Source organism: Bacillus sp. 5mfcol3.1 (assembly GCF_900114335.1).
Taxonomy (GTDB): domain Bacteria; phylum Bacillota; class Bacilli; order Bacillales; family Bacillaceae_G; genus Bacillus_A; species Bacillus_A thuringiensis_S.
Window position 1 is genome coordinate 581,107 of the sequence record NZ_FOST01000002.1, and the last position, 18,051, is coordinate 599,157.

Genomic DNA, 18,051 nt, shown 5'->3' on the forward strand with positions numbered 1-18,051 from the left:
TCTTTTCCTAAGAGAAAGAAATGTTGTATCATTAAAAGTAAGTTTAATAACTGGAGGAGATTTTCATATGAAATGGATACAAATGCCGTTAGGCCCATTACAAACAAATGCTTATATTTTAATGAACGATCAAAAAGAGTGCATTATCTTTGACCCTGGGCACGAAGGTGAAAAGCTCGTTACATATTTACAAGAAGAACAATTAAAACCATTGGCTGTTTTATTAACGCATGCTCACTTTGATCATATCGGTGCTGTTGATGCGGTAAGAGACGCTTTTCATATTCCTGTATACGTACATAAAGAAGAAGCAGATTGGTTAGGAGATGCAACTGTAAACGGCTCTCAAATTTTTATGATGAACCGCAGTATTACAGCAAAACCAGCGGATCATATTATTGATGCAGAAGGTACATTAACAATTGGATCATTTAATTTTGAAATTTTTGAGACGCCAGGACATTCTCCAGGAAGTATTTCTTATTATAGTAAAGAGGCAAATGCTGTATTCTCAGGAGATGTATTGTTCCAAATGAGCATTGGAAGAACAGATTTGCCTGGTGGAAGTTTTGCTGAATTAATTGGAAGTATTGAAGAGAAATTATTTGTATTACCAGATGAGACAGCGGTGTTATGTGGACATGGTCCAGAAACAAGCATTGGTTTTGAAAAAGAAAATAATCCGTTTTTACAATAAGGAGTCATTATGGGAATGGAGCTCATTTTAAGAGAATGGATGGGGAAAGAAAAGGATTATTCAATTTCATATAGTACGTATATGAACCTTGTATTGTATACAGAAGGTCATGGATATTATATGAAAGAACGTGAAAAGATTGGAAGACAAGGGGATTTTTTTACAAGTAGCAATGTATCCTCTGTTTTTGCAAAAACTTTTGCTAAACTTTTTATTCGTCTTGTTGAAAATGGTGAAGTTGCTTCGAATATTTGTGAGGTTGGTGGGGGAACTGGAAAGTTTGCCTATGATGTTTTACAAGAATGGAAGCAATTATCTCCAAAAACCTTTATTGATTTAAACTATTCAATGATTGAAGTGAGCCCTTTTCATAGGAAATTACAGCAGGAGCAGCTTGGCTCATTTTCTAATGTATCGTACTATACCTCCTATAGTGAAATGGGAGATTCTTTCGAGGGAATTCTCTTTTCGAATGAGTTGTTTGATGCATTTCCTGTTGAAATAATTGAGAAAAGAAATGGTATGTTGTATGAAGTGCGTATTACATATACAGAGGAAGGAAACCTTTCAGAAGTATGTAGGCCGTTAGATAAAAGAATTGGTCGATATTTATTGAAATATAATATTCATATTGCTGAAGGGCAACGTTTTGAAGTACCAATTGTGATGGAGGAGTATATAAAAGAAATCGCGAAATGGTTTCAAAAAGGTATATGTATTACAGTTGATTACGGATACACAAAAGAAGAATGGATGCATCCAGCACACCGTGAAGGAAGTTTGCGAGGTTATTATCAGCATAAGCTAATACGTAACCCACTAGCGCATCCAGGTGAAATGGATCTTACTACTCATATTCATTGGGACGAGCTAAAGGAGATGTTTAGTATGCAAGGAATGAGTGCAGTATGGCATAAGAAACAATCTGAGTTCTTGTTAGCTGCAGGGATATTAGAACAGCTTACGAGCCATCAAGATATGAATCCTTTTTCTGAAACACAAAAACAAAATCGAGCAGTTCGTTCTATGATTTTGAATGGAGGAGTAGGGAGTGCGTTTGATGTTGTTATACATACAAAAGATATGCAACATTTACATTTGGAGCGGTATGTAACAATATAAAAAACAAGACACAGTATATACTGTGTCTTGTTTTTTAATACGACTTATGTAGTATTATATATTTCCTCTCATGATATATATTTATATTAAAGATATGAGATAAAAAATATAGAATACGTTCTTTTTCTTCGATTATTAGTCCCTAACCTAATAATACGCGAACGAGTTGAATTATTGTTTCGTTCTCTACTTTGTAATAAATTTCCAATCCTTTTCTTTCACTAGAAACGATTTTAGCGCTTTTTAATTTTGCTAAATGCTGTGAAATTGTAGATTGTGGCATGTTTAAGCCAGTGTACATTGTAGAAACGTTGCTTGGACCGCGCTCAATTAATCCTTTTACGATACATAAACGAACAGGATGAGCCAGCACTTTTAATAATTCTGCATTACTTTCATATAGTTCTAATTCTTTTTGAAAGGTTTCTAACATGTTCTTTTCCACCTCCGTGTGAGCTATTATACCATACTATACATACCAAAAATTTAAAGAAAAGAAAATAGTTGTTGCAGAAAAAAAGTCCTAAAGTAAAGAAATTGTAAGAAAAGAGACCATGATGTAAATAAAATAGGTAAATTAGCACGTTTTTGTAAAATGACATTTTTGGGTGAAAATTTCGATGCGTTTTAAAAATTGAAAGATATAGATATATTTGTAACACAATTTTATCATGATTTTCTTATTCTTTCAAATGAATATACGAAATTTTTAAAATAATATGACAAAGGAATTATAATGATATATATAGAATATAAAACAGGTTAAAAGAAAAGAAGCTGAATGTAATTCGCTTCTTTATGGTGATAATGAAATATTTGATTACGGCTGATAAATCTTAGGATAATCAAGTCATTAGTCATTTATTCTAAAATTCATCTTTTAGCAACGTTAAAAATCTGTGATTCCATATGTTCTCGTAAAAATCAATTGTCTCTTTTGCGGACATAAAAGGATTATTCAACGTAGAGGTTGTTTTCTGTATCATAAAGTTTTCGTATCCCAGTCCGTGGGCAAACTTAATCGTAGCATCCATACAGTACTCTGTTTGGGCACCGCAAAATTCAATGCGATTTACAGATAATTGATCTAAAATTTCTTTTAAGTTTGTTTTATAAAATGAATTAGCATGTGTTTTTCTTACAAAAAAATCTTGTTCTTGAACATCAAGATCGGTATGAATAGCCCAAAGTTCTTTCTCGGGTACTAAATCATCATCACAATGTTGAACAAAAAGGATTGGTTTATTTAATTTTCTGTATGAAGAAATTCTTTTATTTACTTTTGTTAGTAAGTTCTGTAAATCAAATAAATGCTCTCCGCCATAACATACGCCATTTTGTAAATCGATAACGATTAAAATATCTGCACAAGTATCCATTATTTTTACCCCTTTTTTATTTTTTAATATATCAATTAATCAATTATTTAGAAATAGATGATATACTTTTATTTTTTATGGACTATAAGAAAAATTTCAAATGACTATAACTAAATCGCATAAAAAGAAGATATGAAAACCTATTCTCATATCTTCTTTTTTCTCTATGCATTTACAGGTTCTTCTACATAAGAAAGGGCATTTTCAAAATCGGATATTAAATCGTTAACATTTTCAAGACCGACTGATAACCGAAGTAATGAATTAGAGATTCCTCTTTCATCACGAGCTTCTTGCGACAGTGCTGCATGTGACATTTTTGCTGGATAAGAAAGAATTGACTCTACAGCTCCTAAACTAACTGCAAAAACAGGTAATTTTACTTTTGATAAAAATTGGCGGAGTGCATCTTCTGACTGCAAAGTAAATGATAAGACTGCTCCAGCTGATGTTGCTTGAGATTGTTGAATATCAAATCCGAGATGTGTTTGTAATCCCGGATAATAGACATTTTGTACTTTAGTGTGCTCTTGTAAATAATGTGCAATTTTATTGGCATTTTTAGCTGAATGCTCGAGGCGTACATGTAATGTTTTTAGACCGCGAAGTACGAGAGAACAATCTTGAGGTCCTAAAATAGCACCGAATGCATTTTGTAAAAATCCAAGCTTTTGAGCGAGTTCTGCATCTTTTACTACTGCTAATCCGGCAGTAACATCACTATGCCCAGCAATAAATTTTGTGGCACTATGAAGAACAACATCAGCTCCAAGTTCAAGTGGTTTTTGGAATAGTGGTGTCAAAAATGTATTATCAACAAAAGTAAGAGCCCCAATAGATTTTGCAAGTTTAGAAACCTCGCGAATATCTGTTACCTTTAAAAGTGGATTAGAAGGTGTTTCTACATAAAAGAGCTTTGTATTTGGTTTAATGCTTTGTTTTATTTCTTCTAAATTGGTCATATCAACAAATGTATGTGAAACACCGTAACGGGAGAGTACCTCAGTTATCACTCGGTAAGTTCCTCCGTATACATCTTCTGAAATGAGTACGTGATCACCTTGTGAAAGAAGGAGGAATGCAGTGGAAATCGCTGCAATGCCTGATGCAAAGGCGAATCCCTTTGTTCCACCTTCTAATAAAGCAATGATATCTTCAAGAGCTTCACGAGTTGGATTTCCTGACCTGCTATAGTCATATTTTCCGAACGTATCTACATCAAACTGGTGAAAAGTTGATGTGTTATAGATAGGAACGTTCACAGCTCCTGTTTGCGAGTCATGTTTATATTGGTTGTGTAGTAAGAGTGTATCTATAGAATAACTCATATTCTTACACCTTCTTTTACAAGTTTAATGGCTTGCTTTAAGTCTTGAATTAAATCGTTACTATTTTCAATGCCAACGGAGAATCGAAGAAGACGATTACATACACCGTTTGCTGTTCTAATTTCTTCAGGAATATCAGCATGTGTTTGCGTTGCTGGATAAGTCATTAAACTTTCTACACCACCAAGACTTTCGGCAAATGTAATTAAGGATAAAGATTGTAAGAATGGATTAATCCAAGCTTCATCTTTAAGGCGAAATGAAATCATGCCGCCTCTTCCAGGATAAAATACATCTGTCACCCCGTCTTCATCATTTAAATATGCAACAACTGCTTTCGCATTTTCTTCATGCTGTCTCATGCGAAGCGCTAACGTTTTCATACCGCGAATTAATAACCATGAGTCAAATGGGCTTAAAACTGCACCTGATGCATTATGATAATGAGCGATTTCTTCACAAAGTTCCTTTCCTTTTGCAACGACAAGTCCGCTTAGTACATCGTTATGTCCCCCTAAATATTTCGTTGCGCTGTGAAGTACAATGTCAGCACCTTCTGTTAATGGTTGCTGTATATAAGGTGTGTAGAATGTGTTGTCTACAATAAGAAGTAGTCCGTGCCTTTTCGCTACAGTTGCGACAGCAGCAATATCAGTAACTTGCATTAATGGATTAGTTGGAGTTTCTATGAAAATAGCCTTCGTTTCAGTTGTGATAGCTTGCTCAATTTGTTTAATAGACTGTGTATTTACGTATCTACATCGAACATTCCACTTTTTTTCATGTTCAGAAAATAATCGATACGTTCCACCGTATAAATCTTCAGATACAATAAGTTCGTCTCCAGAGCGGAATAGAGAAAGGACGAGGAGAACAGCCGCCATCCCTGAACTACAGGCATAACCTTGTTCGCCATATTCTAAGTCTGCGATTGCCTGTTCTAAAAGACCTCGAGTTGGATTGCCAGTTCGTGAATAGTCAAAGCCAGTAGATTTACCAATTCCTTCATGACGATAAGCGGTTGAGAAATAAACTGGTGGATTAACCGTTCCAGTTGTAGTTTCACTGCGATTGCCGATTTGTGCTAGTTTTGTTTCGATTGTTGACATGTGAAAATTCCTCCTTTTTAAATTGAAACATTAAGTGAATATAAAATAAAAAAAAGCCTTCTAAGAAGAAGGCTTTCGGTTTGAATAGAGTCTTCTTCTCATCTGTCAAATCTTTCACAATTTGCTGGAATTAGCACCTTATTAACAAAATGTTAATGGTTGCTGAGGCGTCACAGGGCCAGTCCCTCTACCTCTCTAGATAAGAATGTTCGTATGAAATTTTTATTATGTTTTTAACTTTACAACAAAAGATAATTGAATTGCAACTTTATTTTGAAAAATTTTTATTTTTCCGCAAGTGTCATTGACTTTTACTTTTGTGCATGCTAAATTTATTAAAAAATTAACAAACATTGTTAAAAGGGGAACGCATTTCCTTTTAGCTACATAAATAAAATAATAAAGACAACTCTTATTGAGAGCGGTGGAGGGAAAGGCCCTGTGAAACCCGGCAACCTTCAAACGAAATGTTTGAAACGGTGCTAATACCTGCAAAACGAATGTTTTGCATAATAAGAGGAGGAACGATTATGTCCCCCTCTTCAAAGTGAAGAGGGGGTTTTTATATTGATAGAAATGAGGGAGATTCGTGAAATTACTAGATTTATTATCAAAAGGAATTGTAATAGGTGATGGTGCGGTTGGGACGTTATTGCATTCACATGGCTTGCAAAGTAGCTTTGAAGAATTGAATGTATCTGATCCAGACTTAATTATATCGATTCATAAACAATATGTAGCTGCTGGAGCAGATGTAATTCAAACGAATACGTATGGAGCAAATGAGGCGAAATTACGTATGTACGGCTTAGAAAATCAAGTTACAGAAATTAATAGAGCGGCAGTAAAACTGGCGAAAGCATCTGTGACAGATAAAAATGCAATTTTAGGAACAATTGGTGGTATGAAACATATCGGAGCCGTTACAACGACTGATATGGAAAGGGAGTTTATGCTACTTGAACAGGCAGGGGCTTTACTAGAAGAACAGGTTGATGGATTACTATTAGAAACTTTTTACGATGAATTTGAATTACTTCATGCTGTTAAAGTATTGCGTAAGCAAACGAACATTCCAATTGTTGCTCAATTAGCGTTACATGAAGCAGGTACGACTCAAAATGGAAATGATGTCAATGAAATATTAAAGCAACTTATAGATTACGGTGCAAATGTTGTTGGATTAAATTGTCAACTAGGGCCGCTTCATATGACGGAGGCTTTCAAAATGATATCGATTCCGCAAAATGGCTATTTATCAGCATACCCAAATGCAGGTCTCCCGAATTATGTGGAGGGACGTTACGTATATGAGGGAAGCCCAGCTTATTTTGAGGCGATGACGCCGAGATTTATTGAGCAAGGTATTCGGTTATTAGGTGGTTGTTGTGGTACGACTCCAGAACATATTCAAAGTATGAAGCACGCTGTTGCGAATGTTACACCTGTAATAGAAAAAGACACCATTCAAAGGCCGAAAGTTGTTCATACGCATGAGAAACGTTCGAAGGCTCACGTCACTCTAGCAGAGAAAGCGAAAAAACAAACGACAGTTGTAGTGGAATTAGATCCACCGAAAACGTTAGATACACAGCGGTTTTTTGAAGGAGCAAGAGCTTTAAAAAGAGCGGGAGCAGATGCTATTACTCTAGCAGATAATTCATTAGCATCGCCTCGTATTTCTAATATGGCAATGGGTGCGTTATTAACGAAGCATGATATCCCGGTATTGACACATTTAACGTGTAGGGATCATAACGTCATTGGACTACAATCTCATTTGTTAGGTTTATCGGCGTTAGGGATGGAAGAAGTGTTAGCTTTAACTGGTGATCCAGCGCGCGTTGGTGATTTTCCTGGTGCAACTTCTGTATACGATTTGTCCTCTATTGAGCTCATTAAAATGATTAAAGAAATGAACGATGGACGTTCAATTTTAGGGAAATCAATTGGACCGGCGACAAGGTTTTCTGTAGGCGGCGCATTTAATCCTCACGTGAGGCACTTAAAAGCAGCGGTTAAGCGAATGGAACGAAAAATAGATGCTGGAGCGGAATATTTTTTAACTCAGCCAATTTACGATATCGCGTTAATTGAAGAAGTGTATGAAGCGACAAAGCATTTGGAACAACCTATTTTTATTGGAATTATGCCGTTAGTAAGTAAGCGGAATGCAGATTTTCTTCATTTTGAGGTACCGGGTATTACTCTTCCAGAAGAAATAAGAGAGAGAATGGATGGACACGAAACGAAAGAGGCGGCAATTGAGGAAGGGATTCGCATTTCGCAAGAATTGATCGACGCAGCGATGAAATATTTTAATGGTATTTATCTTATTACACCATTTTTAAAATATGAAATTACAGAACATCTTGTTAAATATGTAAGAGAAAAGCAAGAAGTGAAAGAAGGTATTAATTGATGAAGTGTATAGAAGAAAAATTACAAAATAGCATTTTAATATTAGATGGTGCAATGGGAACAATGATTCAGCAAGAGGATTTAACTGCTGAAGATTTCGGAGGAGAAGAGTACGAGGGCTGTAATGAATATTTAGTAGAAACAAGACCAGACGTTATTTTAAAGATTCATAAAGCTTATATTGAAGCTGGAGCGGATATTATTGAAACAAATACATTTGGGGCAACGAATATTGTACTAAGTGATTATGAGCTGTCTCATTTAGATGAAGAACTAAATGAAAAGGCAGCACTTTTGGCGAAGCAAGCTGTTAAAGAAAGCGGTAAGGAAGTATATGTTGCGGGAGCGATGGGACCAACAACGAAAGCAATTAGTGTTACTGGTGGTGTGACTTTTGAAGAATTGATTGAGGCTTATACAAGGCAGGCACGAGGATTATTAAAAGGAGAAGTTGATGTATTACTCGTTGAGACGAGTCAAGATATGCGTAACGTGAAAGCAGCTTATATTGGAATTCAAGCTGCTTTTGAAGAACTGAAAAAAACGGTTCCTATTATGATTTCAGGAACGATTGAGCCAATGGGAACGACTCTGGCTGGGCAAACAATTGAAGCTTTTTATTTATCAGTAGAACATATGAAACCATTATCTGTTGGGTTAAATTGTGCGACTGGTCCGGAGTTTATGAGGGACCATATTCGTTCACTATCTGATTTATCGGAGTGTTACATTTCTTGTTATCCAAATGCAGGTCTTCCTGATGAAGATGGACATTACCATGAGTCTCCATCTTCTCTCGCTGAAAAGGTGAAGCGATTTGCTGAAGAAGGATGGGTTAATATTATCGGTGGTTGTTGTGGCACGACACCAGAACATATAAAAGCAATGAAAGAAGCACTAGCATCTCTTAAGCCTCGTGACCATCATGAGAGAGAAGGACATGGAATTAGTGGATTAGAGGCACTGCAATATGATGAGTCTATGAGACCGTTATTTGTAGGTGAAAGAACGAATGTTATTGGATCACGTAAATTTAAACGATTAGTAGCAGAAGGGAAATTTGAAGAGGCTGCTGAAGTGGCAAGAGCGCAAGTGAAGAAAAATGCTCATATTATTGATATTTGTATGGCAGATCCTGATCGTGATGAAATAGAAGATATGGAGAAATTTTTGACAGAAGTTACGAAAGTGTTAAAAGTACCGATTATGATTGATTCAACGGATGAAAATGTTATGGCAAGAGCACTTACTTATATTCAAGGAAAAGCTGTTATCAACTCTATTAATTTAGAAGATGGAGAAGAGCGTTTTGAAAAGGTAACACCGCTTCTTCGTAAGTATGGTGCTGCAATTGTAGTTGGTACAATCGATGAAGATGGTATGGCAGTAAGTGCTGAAAGAAAATTAGAAATTGCAAAAAGAAGTTACGAATTATTAACGACGAAATATGGGATACGCCCGTCAGATATTATTTTTGATGCACTTGTGTTTCCAGTAGGGACAGGTGATGAAGAATATATTGGTTCAGCGGCAGCGACTATAGAGGGCATTCGCCTTATTAAAGAAGCGTTACCAGAGTGTTTAACGATTTTAGGTGTAAGTAACATATCATTTGGTTTACCACCGGCTGGACGTGAAGTATTGAATTCCGTCTTTTTATATCATGCTACGAAGGCTGGATTAGATTACGCGATTGTTAATACGGAAAAATTAGAACGCTATGCGTCGATTCCAGAGGAAGAAAAACACCTTGCAGATGCATTACTGTTTGAAACGACGAAAGAGACGTTAGAAGAATTTACAAACTTTTACCGAGTCGCTAAAAAGAAAGATGTCGTTGTGCAAGAAACGTTAACGCTAGATGAACGACTAGCAAATTATATTGTAGAAGGTACGAAACAAGGATTACACGAGGATTTAAGTCTTGCACTTGAAGAAGGAAGAAAACCTCTTGATATTATTAACGGTCCGCTTATGACAGGGATGGATGAGGTAGGACGACTATTTAATAATAATGAACTTATTGTTGCTGAAGTATTGCAAAGTGCCGAAAGTATGAAAGCTGCTGTAAGTTATTTAGAGCCACATATGGAATCTAGCGATAGTGCAAAAAAAGGGAAAGTATTATTAGCAACTGTAAAAGGTGATGTGCATGATATTGGGAAAAATCTCGTTGAAATTATTTTAGCGAATAACGGATATGAGATTATTAATTTAGGAATTAATGTACGTTCGGATCGAATTGTTCAAGAAGTACAAGAAAAGAAGCCGGACATTATAGGCCTTTCAGGTTTATTAGTAAAATCAGCGCAACAAATGGTAACGACTGCTGAAGATTTAAAAGCAGCAAATATTGATGTTCCCATTGTTGTAGGTGGTGCAGCGTTAACGAGAAAGTTTACAGATAATCGGATTTCACCATCATATAAAGGGCTCGTTTGTTATGCGAGTGATGCGATGACGGGGCTCGATATTATTAATAAGCTTCAAAAAGAAGAAGAGCGTGAGAAGATGAAACAGGATAAAAAAGAACGTCATCTTCATATCGTAAAAAAAGAGGAGAAGAAAGTAGAAATTCCAGCAGTAATTGAGCCATTACCGAAGGCTGAGGTTATGGTGCCTGATTCAACAAAACGAATTGTATTACGTGATATTCCGGCTCTTCATCTCGCTCCATTTTTAAATAGACAAATGCTACTTGGGCATCACCTTGGATTAAAAGGAAATGTGAAGAAGCTTTTGAAAGAGGGAGATAAGAGAGCACATGAATTAAATGATTTAATAGATGAATTATTGCAGGAAGGACAATCTTGGTTAAAGCCGAAAGCAGTGTATCAATTTTTCCCAGCGCAAAGCGACGGACAAAACATTGTAATATATGATCCAGAAGATCATACGCGTGTTATAGAGCGTTTCACATTCCCTAGACAAGGAAAGGCTCCCTATCGTACTTTAGGCGATTATTTGCGCCCAATTGGAGATGAGATGGACTATGTTGCTTTCTTATCTGTTACGGTTGGGGAAGGAGTTCGGGACATTGCTGAAGAGTGGAAGGCGAAAGGTGATTACTTACGTAGTCATGCCATTCAATCGTTAGCGCTTGAATTAGCAGAAGGACTTGCTGAAAAAACACATATGCTCATTCGTGACCGCTGGGGCATTCCAGACTCACCTGAACTGACGATGGAAGAACGTTTCCGTACGAAATATAGAGGAATACGCGTGTCATTTGGTTATCCGGCGTGTCCAGAACTTTCAGATCAAGAAAAGCTATTTCGCTTAATTCATCCAGAGGAAATAGGTATTTCATTAACAGAAGGATTCATGATGGAGCCAGAAGCGTCCGTAACGGCTATGGTATTTTCTCACCCTGAGGCAAGATATTTTAGTGTATTATAGTCTAGAAGGGGGAGACGTATGAAGAAAATAGTCTTTACAGGTGGCGGTTCGGCAGGACATGTAACACCTAATTTAGCCATTATCCCATATTTACAGGAAGACAACTGGGATATCTCTTATATTGGTTCTCACCAAGGTATTGAGAAAACGATTATAGAAAAGGAAGGCATTCCCTACTATAGTATTTCGAGTGGAAAGCTACGTCGTTATTTTGATTTAAAAAATATAAAAGATCCTTTTCTTGTAATGAAGGGGGTTATGGATGCGTATGTAAGAATTCGAAAACTAAAACCAGATGTGATTTTTTCAAAAGGCGGTTTCGTATCCGTACCAGTCGTAATTGGAGGATGGCTAAATAGAGTACCAGTTTTATTACATGAATCTGATATGACGCCAGGACTAGCAAATAAAATTGCGCTTCGTTTTGCTTCGAAAATATTTGTTACATTTGAAGAAGCGGCGAAACATTTACCGAGAGAAAAAGTAATATATACGGGATCTCCTGTACGTGAAGAAGTGCTGAAGGGAAATCGTGAAACAGGTTTAGCATTTTTAGGTTTTTCACGTAAAAAGCCAGTTATTACGATTATGGGAGGTAGCTTGGGCGCGAAAAAAATTAATGATACGGCTCGAGAAGCATTACCAGAACTTCTTAAAAAGTATCAAATTGTTCACCTTTGCGGAAAAGGTAACCTTGATGAAAGTTTACAAAATAAAGAAGGATATAGACAATTTGAATATGTACATGGAGAACTGCCAGATATATTAGCGGTAACAGATTTTGTTATTTCACGCGCGGGCTCCAACGCAATTTTTGAATTTTTAACATTACAAAAGCCGATGGTTTTAATTCCATTATCGAAATTTGCAAGCCGTGGAGATCAAATATTAAATGCAGAGTCCTTTGAAAGGCAAGGGTATGCCTCCGTATTATATGAAGAAGATGTAACTGTAAAATCTCTTATAAAGTATGTCGAAGAATTGAATCAAAATAATGAGAAGTATAAAACAGCACTAAAAAAATATAATGGAAAAGAAGCAATTAAAACAATCATTCAAAATATTTCAGAGGCATGATGAAACAATCATGCCTCTTTTAGTAGGGTGAAAGATTCCAAGAATTGATATTTTTATGTTACAATAAAGTGAAACTTTAATCAGTTGGGGGCATCCTCCATCTAACTTCTTTGCTTTCACTGGAATTTGAGGAGGGGGTTTTACTGCCCTCAAATAGTGGGATAACAAATGGGTTAATAGGGAAATTCCAATTAATGAAGCGTGAAAATACGAATGGATTAGGAGTGACTGTGTTGGAGCTAAGTCTCTATGAAAATACTGCACTTATTATATGCTTTGTGTTGTACGTTGGTAGTGTTATTGTTTATATTTCAAGGAAATTTTCGCAAGAAAGAGAGCTTGAAAAATCAGAGATAACAGCTGAACTAGAAATGTTAGCTGATGAAAGTTATAAAAAACAAAAAATAAAAGAAGACCATGAAGCATCCCATCATTTAAACGCAAATAAGTTTTAAAGATGGGGATTTTTTTTGAAGTTGTTCTTTATTATAGCTATAACAATTAACGCTAAAAAGGAGTTTCCCCATACATAATGAAGGAGTGTATATAAATGAATTTTTATATCGCCTCAGGTTTCCAAAATAAACATCTTGTATGTTCCGTAGCAAATGAACTGAAACATGCAGGATGGCACCATACATATGATTGGACCAAAAACGAAAGAGCAGTGAATCAAGAACAATTAAGAGAAATTGGTCAGGCAGAAAAAAATGCTGTAAAAGAAGCGGATGTGTTTTTACTTATATTAGATGGCGGAAACGGGAGCCATACAGAGTTTGGAATGGCGATTGCACTAGAGAAAACGATATATGTATATCATGCAGGAAACCCGCTCCAAACAACGTTCTATCACTTGCCAGAAATAAATATTTTTGAAGGAGATGTAGCTGAGTTTGCATCTTATGTTATGAATCATGTGAAATAATAGTAACTACCTAAAAGGTTATAAAAGTGATCTTTTGGGTACAGTGATGATAAGAAACGTATATAAAGGAGTACATAATATGAAATTAGAAAATGGATGGGAAACGAGCTTTTTAGAAGTCGTACAAAATAGTGAATTTAAGAAAGAGGCACTTCTTAGTCAATTGCTTTGTCAGGATAGTGAAGAAGTAGAAGAGCTTGTGGATGATTACGGCTACGAAGAACTTGTTGAACGTGAACATGATGATGAGTTAGCTGAAATCTTAGGAGAAGAACTTTTTAGTGAGATGGAACGCCAAGTATTCTTATCTTCAAACCCAGAAGAAAAACTTATTGCATTCGTCAATGGATTAGGTTTTCATGTGTTAGATTGGATCGTTCTTCTTGAAACAGAATTTGGCATTGATAGTGCAAACTTTACATCAGATGCTGTAAAGGTGTTAGAAAAGCGTTTCAGACAGTTTCCGTACATAGAGAACAATACAATTTTTGATATGACATTTGGAGAATCGATGGATGTATTAGAATCTGTTACAGGATTACAACTAAAGGAAAAGATGAACATATAATGAAAAAAGAACGTGATTCAATCACGTTCTTTTTTTACATAATAATAATTTTATCATCTAGTTTTGTCTGCCCGGTAAGAAGTGCGTTTAAATATTCCACTTTTCTTATACAAGCTTGTATATGTCTTTCAACCTCTTGTAACTCTGCTTGGTGATGTGTTTCAATTGGATGAATTTGTACGTTGAATTTTTCAAATTGACTACTATATGTTATTTCTGCATAGCCGCTCATAATATCGGTTTCGTTATGAAATAAAAATTGCCTCGTTTTGTCACAGAATGATACATCCTGAAAGCCATATACTTTTAATGCTTCAATTACTTTTTTAATCATTTTTGTATTCATTTTTTTAACCCTCTTTACGAAGTTCTACTTTTATATTATAACATAAAAAATTACATAGAAAGCGCTTCCAAGTGTATTTTATTATAAACTTTACGTTTCAATCACAAAAATGAAACAAAGAAAAAATAATTGTAAAGAAGGAAGGACTCTTTTATTGTTTCGTCATATATATAGAGAAATAGTGCAATGAAAGGAAATTTTCCGAGGTGGAGATCGTATTTCCAATTTGAGCGCAGTAAAAGAGGTGAGAATCTTGAACTTTGATATTGTAGGACAAAAAGCATATATAAAAGATGGACCGCATCGGAACCGAATTGGAATTGTAAAGAAAAACGAGACAAAATTAGCATCGCAGTTTGCTATTGTAATTGGAGAACAAATTATTGATGTAGAGCTAAAGGATATCGTGTTAGTTGGAGTAGACGTAGGACAATTTCATAAATGGTGCGAACAAAATGGTTATTTGTGAAAAGGACGGGCTGTGAGATAATGAAATATATTTGAGGAAAGAGAATATATTATTGTATTCTCTTTTTCTATGTTTAAGGAGGCGAAAATGAAATATAAAGAACAGGAGTTTACGTTGGAGTTAAAAGAGAACATTCAATGTATGGAGAAGGAAATAGAGCGAATGGCACTTAAATTGTATAAAGAGTATTCGCATTTATACATAGAAAAAAACATGGAATTAGATATGGGATTTGCAAGAGAAAAAGAGAATCCCTTTGAGGTGGGTTATTATTCAACAGTTGCTATAGCTATATTAGATGAAGAAAAAGAGATGATTAAATTTCACAATATTCCGATTTAAGGATGTTAAAGAATCTTTTTAGGAATGCCAATTCAATCAAACATTTTGGGTAGTAAGAAAGTAGGAGAACTCGCTGATGAATCTTGTTATGAGATTGAGGAAGAGTTAAAAGAGCAATTAGAAGAATACTTGGAGTGATAATTCTCAAGATAAGATCTATAAAGAGGGAACGGAATAAAAAAGACGCTAACAATTGTATGTTAGCGTCTTTTTTTCATTATGAAGCAATTTCACCAGTTTTTGTATCATCTTGATTGTACGTATCTTGATCTAATTCACCAAGCCATTTACTTGAAATAAGACCTGCTGTCATAGAACCACTTACGTTAAGAGCTGTACGACCCATATCGATTAATGGCTCAACCGAGATAACTAGAGCAACAATACCGATTGGTAAGTTCATTGTAGATAGTACGATTAAAGCTGCGAATGTTGCACCGCCACCAACTCCGGCAACACCGAATGAGCTAATAGCAACAACAGCGATTAAAGTTAAAATAAATTGTGGTTGTAATGGATCAATTCCTACAGTTGGAGCGACCATCATTGCAAGCATTGCTGGATAAATACCTGCGCAACCGTTTTGTCCGATAGATACCCCAAATGAAGCTGCGAAGTTTGCAATTCCTTCGGAGATACCAAGCTTTTCTTTTTGAGCTTCAATATTTAATGGCATCGCACCAGCACTAGAGCGAGATGTGAATGCAAAAGTTAGTACAGGGAACACTTTTTTCAAATATTGAATTGGATTTAAACCAGACAATGCAATTAATAATAAGTGAATGATAAACATTACGATAAGTGCTACATAAGAGGCTAATACGAAGTTACCAAGCTTTAAAATAGCATTTATATCGCTACCAGCAACTGTTTTTGCCATAAGAGCTAATACGCCGTATGGAGTAAGGCGTAAAATTAATGTTACCATACGCATTACGATTGCATATACAGCATCAAGCATTTTCTTAAATAGCTCTGCTTGTTCTGGATATTTTCGTTTTACACCTATAAAGGCAATGCCGATAAAGGCTGCAAATATTACGACAGAAATTGTTGATGTTGGACGAGCGCCTGTTAAATCAAGAAACGGATTTGTAGGCAATAGCTCTAATAATTTATCTGGAATTGTTGTCTTTTCAATAGAAGTAAATCTTTCTTCAACTAGTTTCAGACGAGCAGATTCTGCATCACCTTGTTGCAAGCCTGTTGCAGATACATCAAATCCTGCACTTGCAGCGATACCGACAGCTGCAGCGATTCCTGTAGTAAGAATTAAAATTCCGATAATAAGACCACTAATTTTACCAAGGTTTTTCGTTAACTGTAATTTTGTAAATGCTGAAATAATAGATACTAAAATAAGTGGCATAACGATCATTTGAAGTAATTTCACATAACCGTTACCAATTAAGCCAAACCAAGTATTTGATTCAATAATTACTTTAGAAGTTGGCTCATAAATGAATTGTAATATAAGACCGAATAAAATTCCGACTCCTAAAGCGGTAAATACACGTTTATTAAAAGATACATGCTTACGTTGCATATAATATAATACGCCAACTAAGATGAGCATGACTGCAACGTTAATTCCGACAAGCAGTGTATTCATGTTGATTCCCCCTAATTCCAATCTGTTATATAGAATATAAGGTAATAAAACCTATAAGTCAACTAGGAAATTGCGGGATTAAAAAAAAGATGGCAAAATGCCATCTTTTAATGTCCAGCCCCAGGGACAAGTAAAAATGTCGTGTAGTATGTAAATCCTATGAAGAAAACAGTTAAATATGCCCCAAATACGTATATATACATACGCTCTGTTAATTTTAAATAGCTTAAAAGTACGAAGAAACCTGTTTGTCCTAAAAATAGTAGTGCAGCCTGTTGCATATCTCCTACGTAAAACATAACCGAGAAAATTCCAGTCCAAAAGCCGAGAACGCGAAACATGCGATCCATGCTATTTCCCTCCTTTTCTAGAAAAAGTAAAACCTCTTTTCATTATAGTTTATTTTTCTTACTATTGTAAATATTCGTTCATATAAAAAGAAGCCAATTATTATTGGCTTCTTTTTATATGATAAATTAAATTGTTAGTTTATAATTACAAGATTTACATCCATCTAATAGACTATCATGTCGAGTTAATTCCATGTTAGGGAATAGGATTTCAAAAATGCCTTTCATCATATCTCCGTGCATGTTACAAATTTCAGTTGGATGATGAACAGCAACTTCTTTAAATGGACAATTGTGTACATCATAGAAAATTTTTGTTCCATCTGCACTTAATTCAAATGCAGGTGATAAGCCGGCTGTTGAGAAAGCTTCTTTTGCAATTTGAACTTTTTGCTCTACTGTTAAAGCATCTTCACTCACATTTAAACGTTGCATATGTTGTTGCATTAATTCGGCCCCGAATTGTTTTCCTGTTTCGTATAGCGCTTTTTCACCAGCAGCGCCAAGGCTAAGTAAAGAATTAAATGCTATTCTTGCTAACAATTGATAATCACGGAATGGAAATTGCAATTGAATAACATCTTCAGATAAGACATATAATCTGCTTGGTCTTCCGCCTTTTCCAGTTTTCTTCGTTTCCGATTTAAGCATATGAACATCTTCTAATTTAGATAAATGTAAACGCGCTACGTTTGGATGAATATCGAATTCATCTGCAATTTCTTGTACAGTTACGTAACTATGTTTTTGCGAAATATATTTATAAATGTAATAACGAGTTGGGTCAGCTAAAACACCTGTAATTTTTAAAGCTTGTTCCATGAGGATCTCCACCTTTATCACTTTATCCAAGATAATAACATTATAATACAGATAAACATGAGTATAGGTAATTTCAGACAATAAT

17 protein-coding genes, 1 pseudogene and 2 riboswitches are annotated in these 18,051 nt (G+C 35.4%); of the genes and pseudogenes, 10 read left to right on the forward strand and 8 right to left on the reverse strand.

Translation table 11 applies throughout. The features are described 5' to 3' along the window. The first annotated feature begins 67 nt into the window (after positions 1–67). Positions 68–697 carry an MBL fold metallo-hydrolase gene (locus BM089_RS12320; RefSeq protein ID WP_000871225.1) on the forward strand — a complete coding sequence of 210 codons (630 nt, stop codon included), beginning with the start codon at positions 68–70 and terminating at the stop codon, positions 695–697. A gap of 9 nt (positions 698–706) precedes the next feature. Continuing rightward, entirely contained in the window at positions 707–1,819 is a 1,113-nt protein-coding gene (locus tag BM089_RS12325) for a class I SAM-dependent methyltransferase (RefSeq protein ID WP_065229363.1), read from the forward strand. A gap of 142 nt (positions 1,820–1,961) precedes the next feature. Here BM089_RS12325 and BM089_RS12330 read toward each other — a convergent pair whose 3' ends face one another. The 4 genes from BM089_RS12330 to metI form a co-directional block, all read right to left on the reverse strand. After that, the gene (locus tag BM089_RS12330; protein WP_000894377.1) at positions 1,962–2,252 is read right to left on the reverse strand and encodes an ArsR/SmtB family transcription factor; all 291 of its coding nucleotides are present in this window, start codon (positions 2,250–2,252) and stop codon (positions 1,962–1,964) included. A gap of 433 nt (positions 2,253–2,685) precedes the next feature. Then, a complete protein-coding gene (locus tag BM089_RS12335) occupies positions 2,686–3,198 on the reverse strand; it encodes a cysteine hydrolase family protein (RefSeq protein ID WP_069356200.1) in 513 nt (170 codons plus the stop codon). A gap of 164 nt (positions 3,199–3,362) precedes the next feature. After that, the gene (metC, locus tag BM089_RS12340; RefSeq protein ID WP_090977063.1) at positions 3,363–4,526 is read right to left on the reverse strand and encodes a cystathionine beta-lyase; all 1,164 of its coding nucleotides are present in this window, start codon (positions 4,524–4,526) and stop codon (positions 3,363–3,365) included. Then, positions 4,523–5,635 (reverse strand): cystathionine gamma-synthase/O-acetylhomoserine thiolyase, encoded by a 1,113-nt coding sequence (metI, locus tag BM089_RS12345; protein ID WP_000103889.1) that lies wholly within the window; start codon positions 5,633–5,635, stop codon positions 4,523–4,525. The genes metC and metI overlap by 4 nt, the downstream gene beginning before the upstream one ends. 95 nt (positions 5,636–5,730) lie before the next feature. Continuing rightward, positions 5,731–5,841: riboswitch (SAM riboswitch) on the reverse strand. A 203-nt stretch (positions 5,842–6,044) separates the two neighbouring features. Then, a riboswitch (SAM riboswitch) is annotated at positions 6,045–6,154 on the forward strand. A gap of 70 nt (positions 6,155–6,224) precedes the next feature. Between metI and BM089_RS12350 the strand changes: the two genes are divergently transcribed. The 6 genes from BM089_RS12350 to BM089_RS12375 all read left to right on the forward strand — a co-directional run bounded on the left by BM089_RS12350 (position 6,225) and on the right by BM089_RS12375 (position 14,025). Then, on the forward strand, positions 6,225–8,057 hold the full coding sequence (locus BM089_RS12350) for a bifunctional homocysteine S-methyltransferase/methylenetetrahydrofolate reductase (protein ID WP_000770353.1): 1,833 nt from the start codon (positions 6,225–6,227) through the stop codon (positions 8,055–8,057). Beyond that, positions 8,057–11,455, forward strand: coding sequence for a methionine synthase (gene metH / locus BM089_RS12355; RefSeq protein ID WP_090977065.1), 3,399 nt, complete (start codon positions 8,057–8,059; stop codon positions 11,453–11,455). The genes BM089_RS12350 and metH overlap by 1 nt, the downstream gene beginning before the upstream one ends. A gap of 18 nt (positions 11,456–11,473) precedes the next feature. Beyond that, positions 11,474–12,532 carry an undecaprenyldiphospho-muramoylpentapeptide beta-N-acetylglucosaminyltransferase gene (murG, locus tag BM089_RS12360; protein ID WP_089171761.1) on the forward strand — a complete coding sequence of 353 codons (1,059 nt, stop codon included), beginning with the start codon at positions 11,474–11,476 and terminating at the stop codon, positions 12,530–12,532. Positions 12,533–12,726: 194 nt separating this feature from the next. Next, a complete protein-coding gene (locus tag BM089_RS12365) occupies positions 12,727–12,987 on the forward strand; it encodes a DUF3966 domain-containing protein (protein WP_000817964.1) in 261 nt (86 codons plus the stop codon). 95 nt (positions 12,988–13,082) lie between these two features. After that, the gene (locus tag BM089_RS12370; protein ID WP_001012331.1) at positions 13,083–13,457 is read left to right on the forward strand and encodes a nucleoside 2-deoxyribosyltransferase; all 375 of its coding nucleotides are present in this window, start codon (positions 13,083–13,085) and stop codon (positions 13,455–13,457) included. Between the two features lie 79 nt (positions 13,458–13,536). Continuing rightward, on the forward strand, positions 13,537–14,025 hold the full coding sequence (locus BM089_RS12375; protein WP_139213257.1) for a hypothetical protein: 489 nt from the start codon (positions 13,537–13,539) through the stop codon (positions 14,023–14,025). Positions 14,026–14,059: 34 nt separating this feature from the next. On the opposite strand, the gene BM089_RS12380 is transcribed toward BM089_RS12375, so the two are convergent. Continuing rightward, positions 14,060–14,371, reverse strand: coding sequence for a hypothetical protein (locus BM089_RS12380; RefSeq protein ID WP_001093240.1), 312 nt, complete (start codon positions 14,369–14,371; stop codon positions 14,060–14,062). A 253-nt stretch (positions 14,372–14,624) separates the two neighbouring features. On the opposite strand from BM089_RS12380, the gene BM089_RS12385 reads away from it, so the two are divergent. Both BM089_RS12385 and BM089_RS31510 read left to right on the forward strand, forming a co-directional pair. Continuing rightward, positions 14,625–14,840, forward strand: a complete 216-nt coding sequence (locus tag BM089_RS12385; protein WP_001008326.1) for a DUF3912 family protein — start codon at positions 14,625–14,627, stop codon at positions 14,838–14,840. 87 nt (positions 14,841–14,927) lie between these two features. Then, positions 14,928–15,320: pseudogene (locus BM089_RS31510) on the forward strand (hypothetical protein). 79 nt (positions 15,321–15,399) lie between these two features. Here the strand turns inward: BM089_RS31510 and BM089_RS12395 are convergent. From BM089_RS12395 to BM089_RS12405, 3 genes are all read right to left on the reverse strand, one after another. Further along, positions 15,400–16,794, reverse strand: a complete 1,395-nt coding sequence (locus BM089_RS12395; RefSeq protein ID WP_001094344.1) for an L-cystine transporter — start codon at positions 16,792–16,794, stop codon at positions 15,400–15,402. 107 nt (positions 16,795–16,901) lie between these two features. Continuing rightward, complete coding sequence (locus BM089_RS12400; protein ID WP_000375619.1) at positions 16,902–17,144, reverse strand: DUF2626 domain-containing protein; 243 nt, start codon at positions 17,142–17,144, stop codon at positions 16,902–16,904. Between the two features lie 126 nt (positions 17,145–17,270). Further along, positions 17,271–17,966, reverse strand: a complete 696-nt coding sequence (locus BM089_RS12405; protein ID WP_000434107.1) for a helix-turn-helix transcriptional regulator — start codon at positions 17,964–17,966, stop codon at positions 17,271–17,273. Positions 17,967–18,051: the final 85 nt, after the last annotated feature.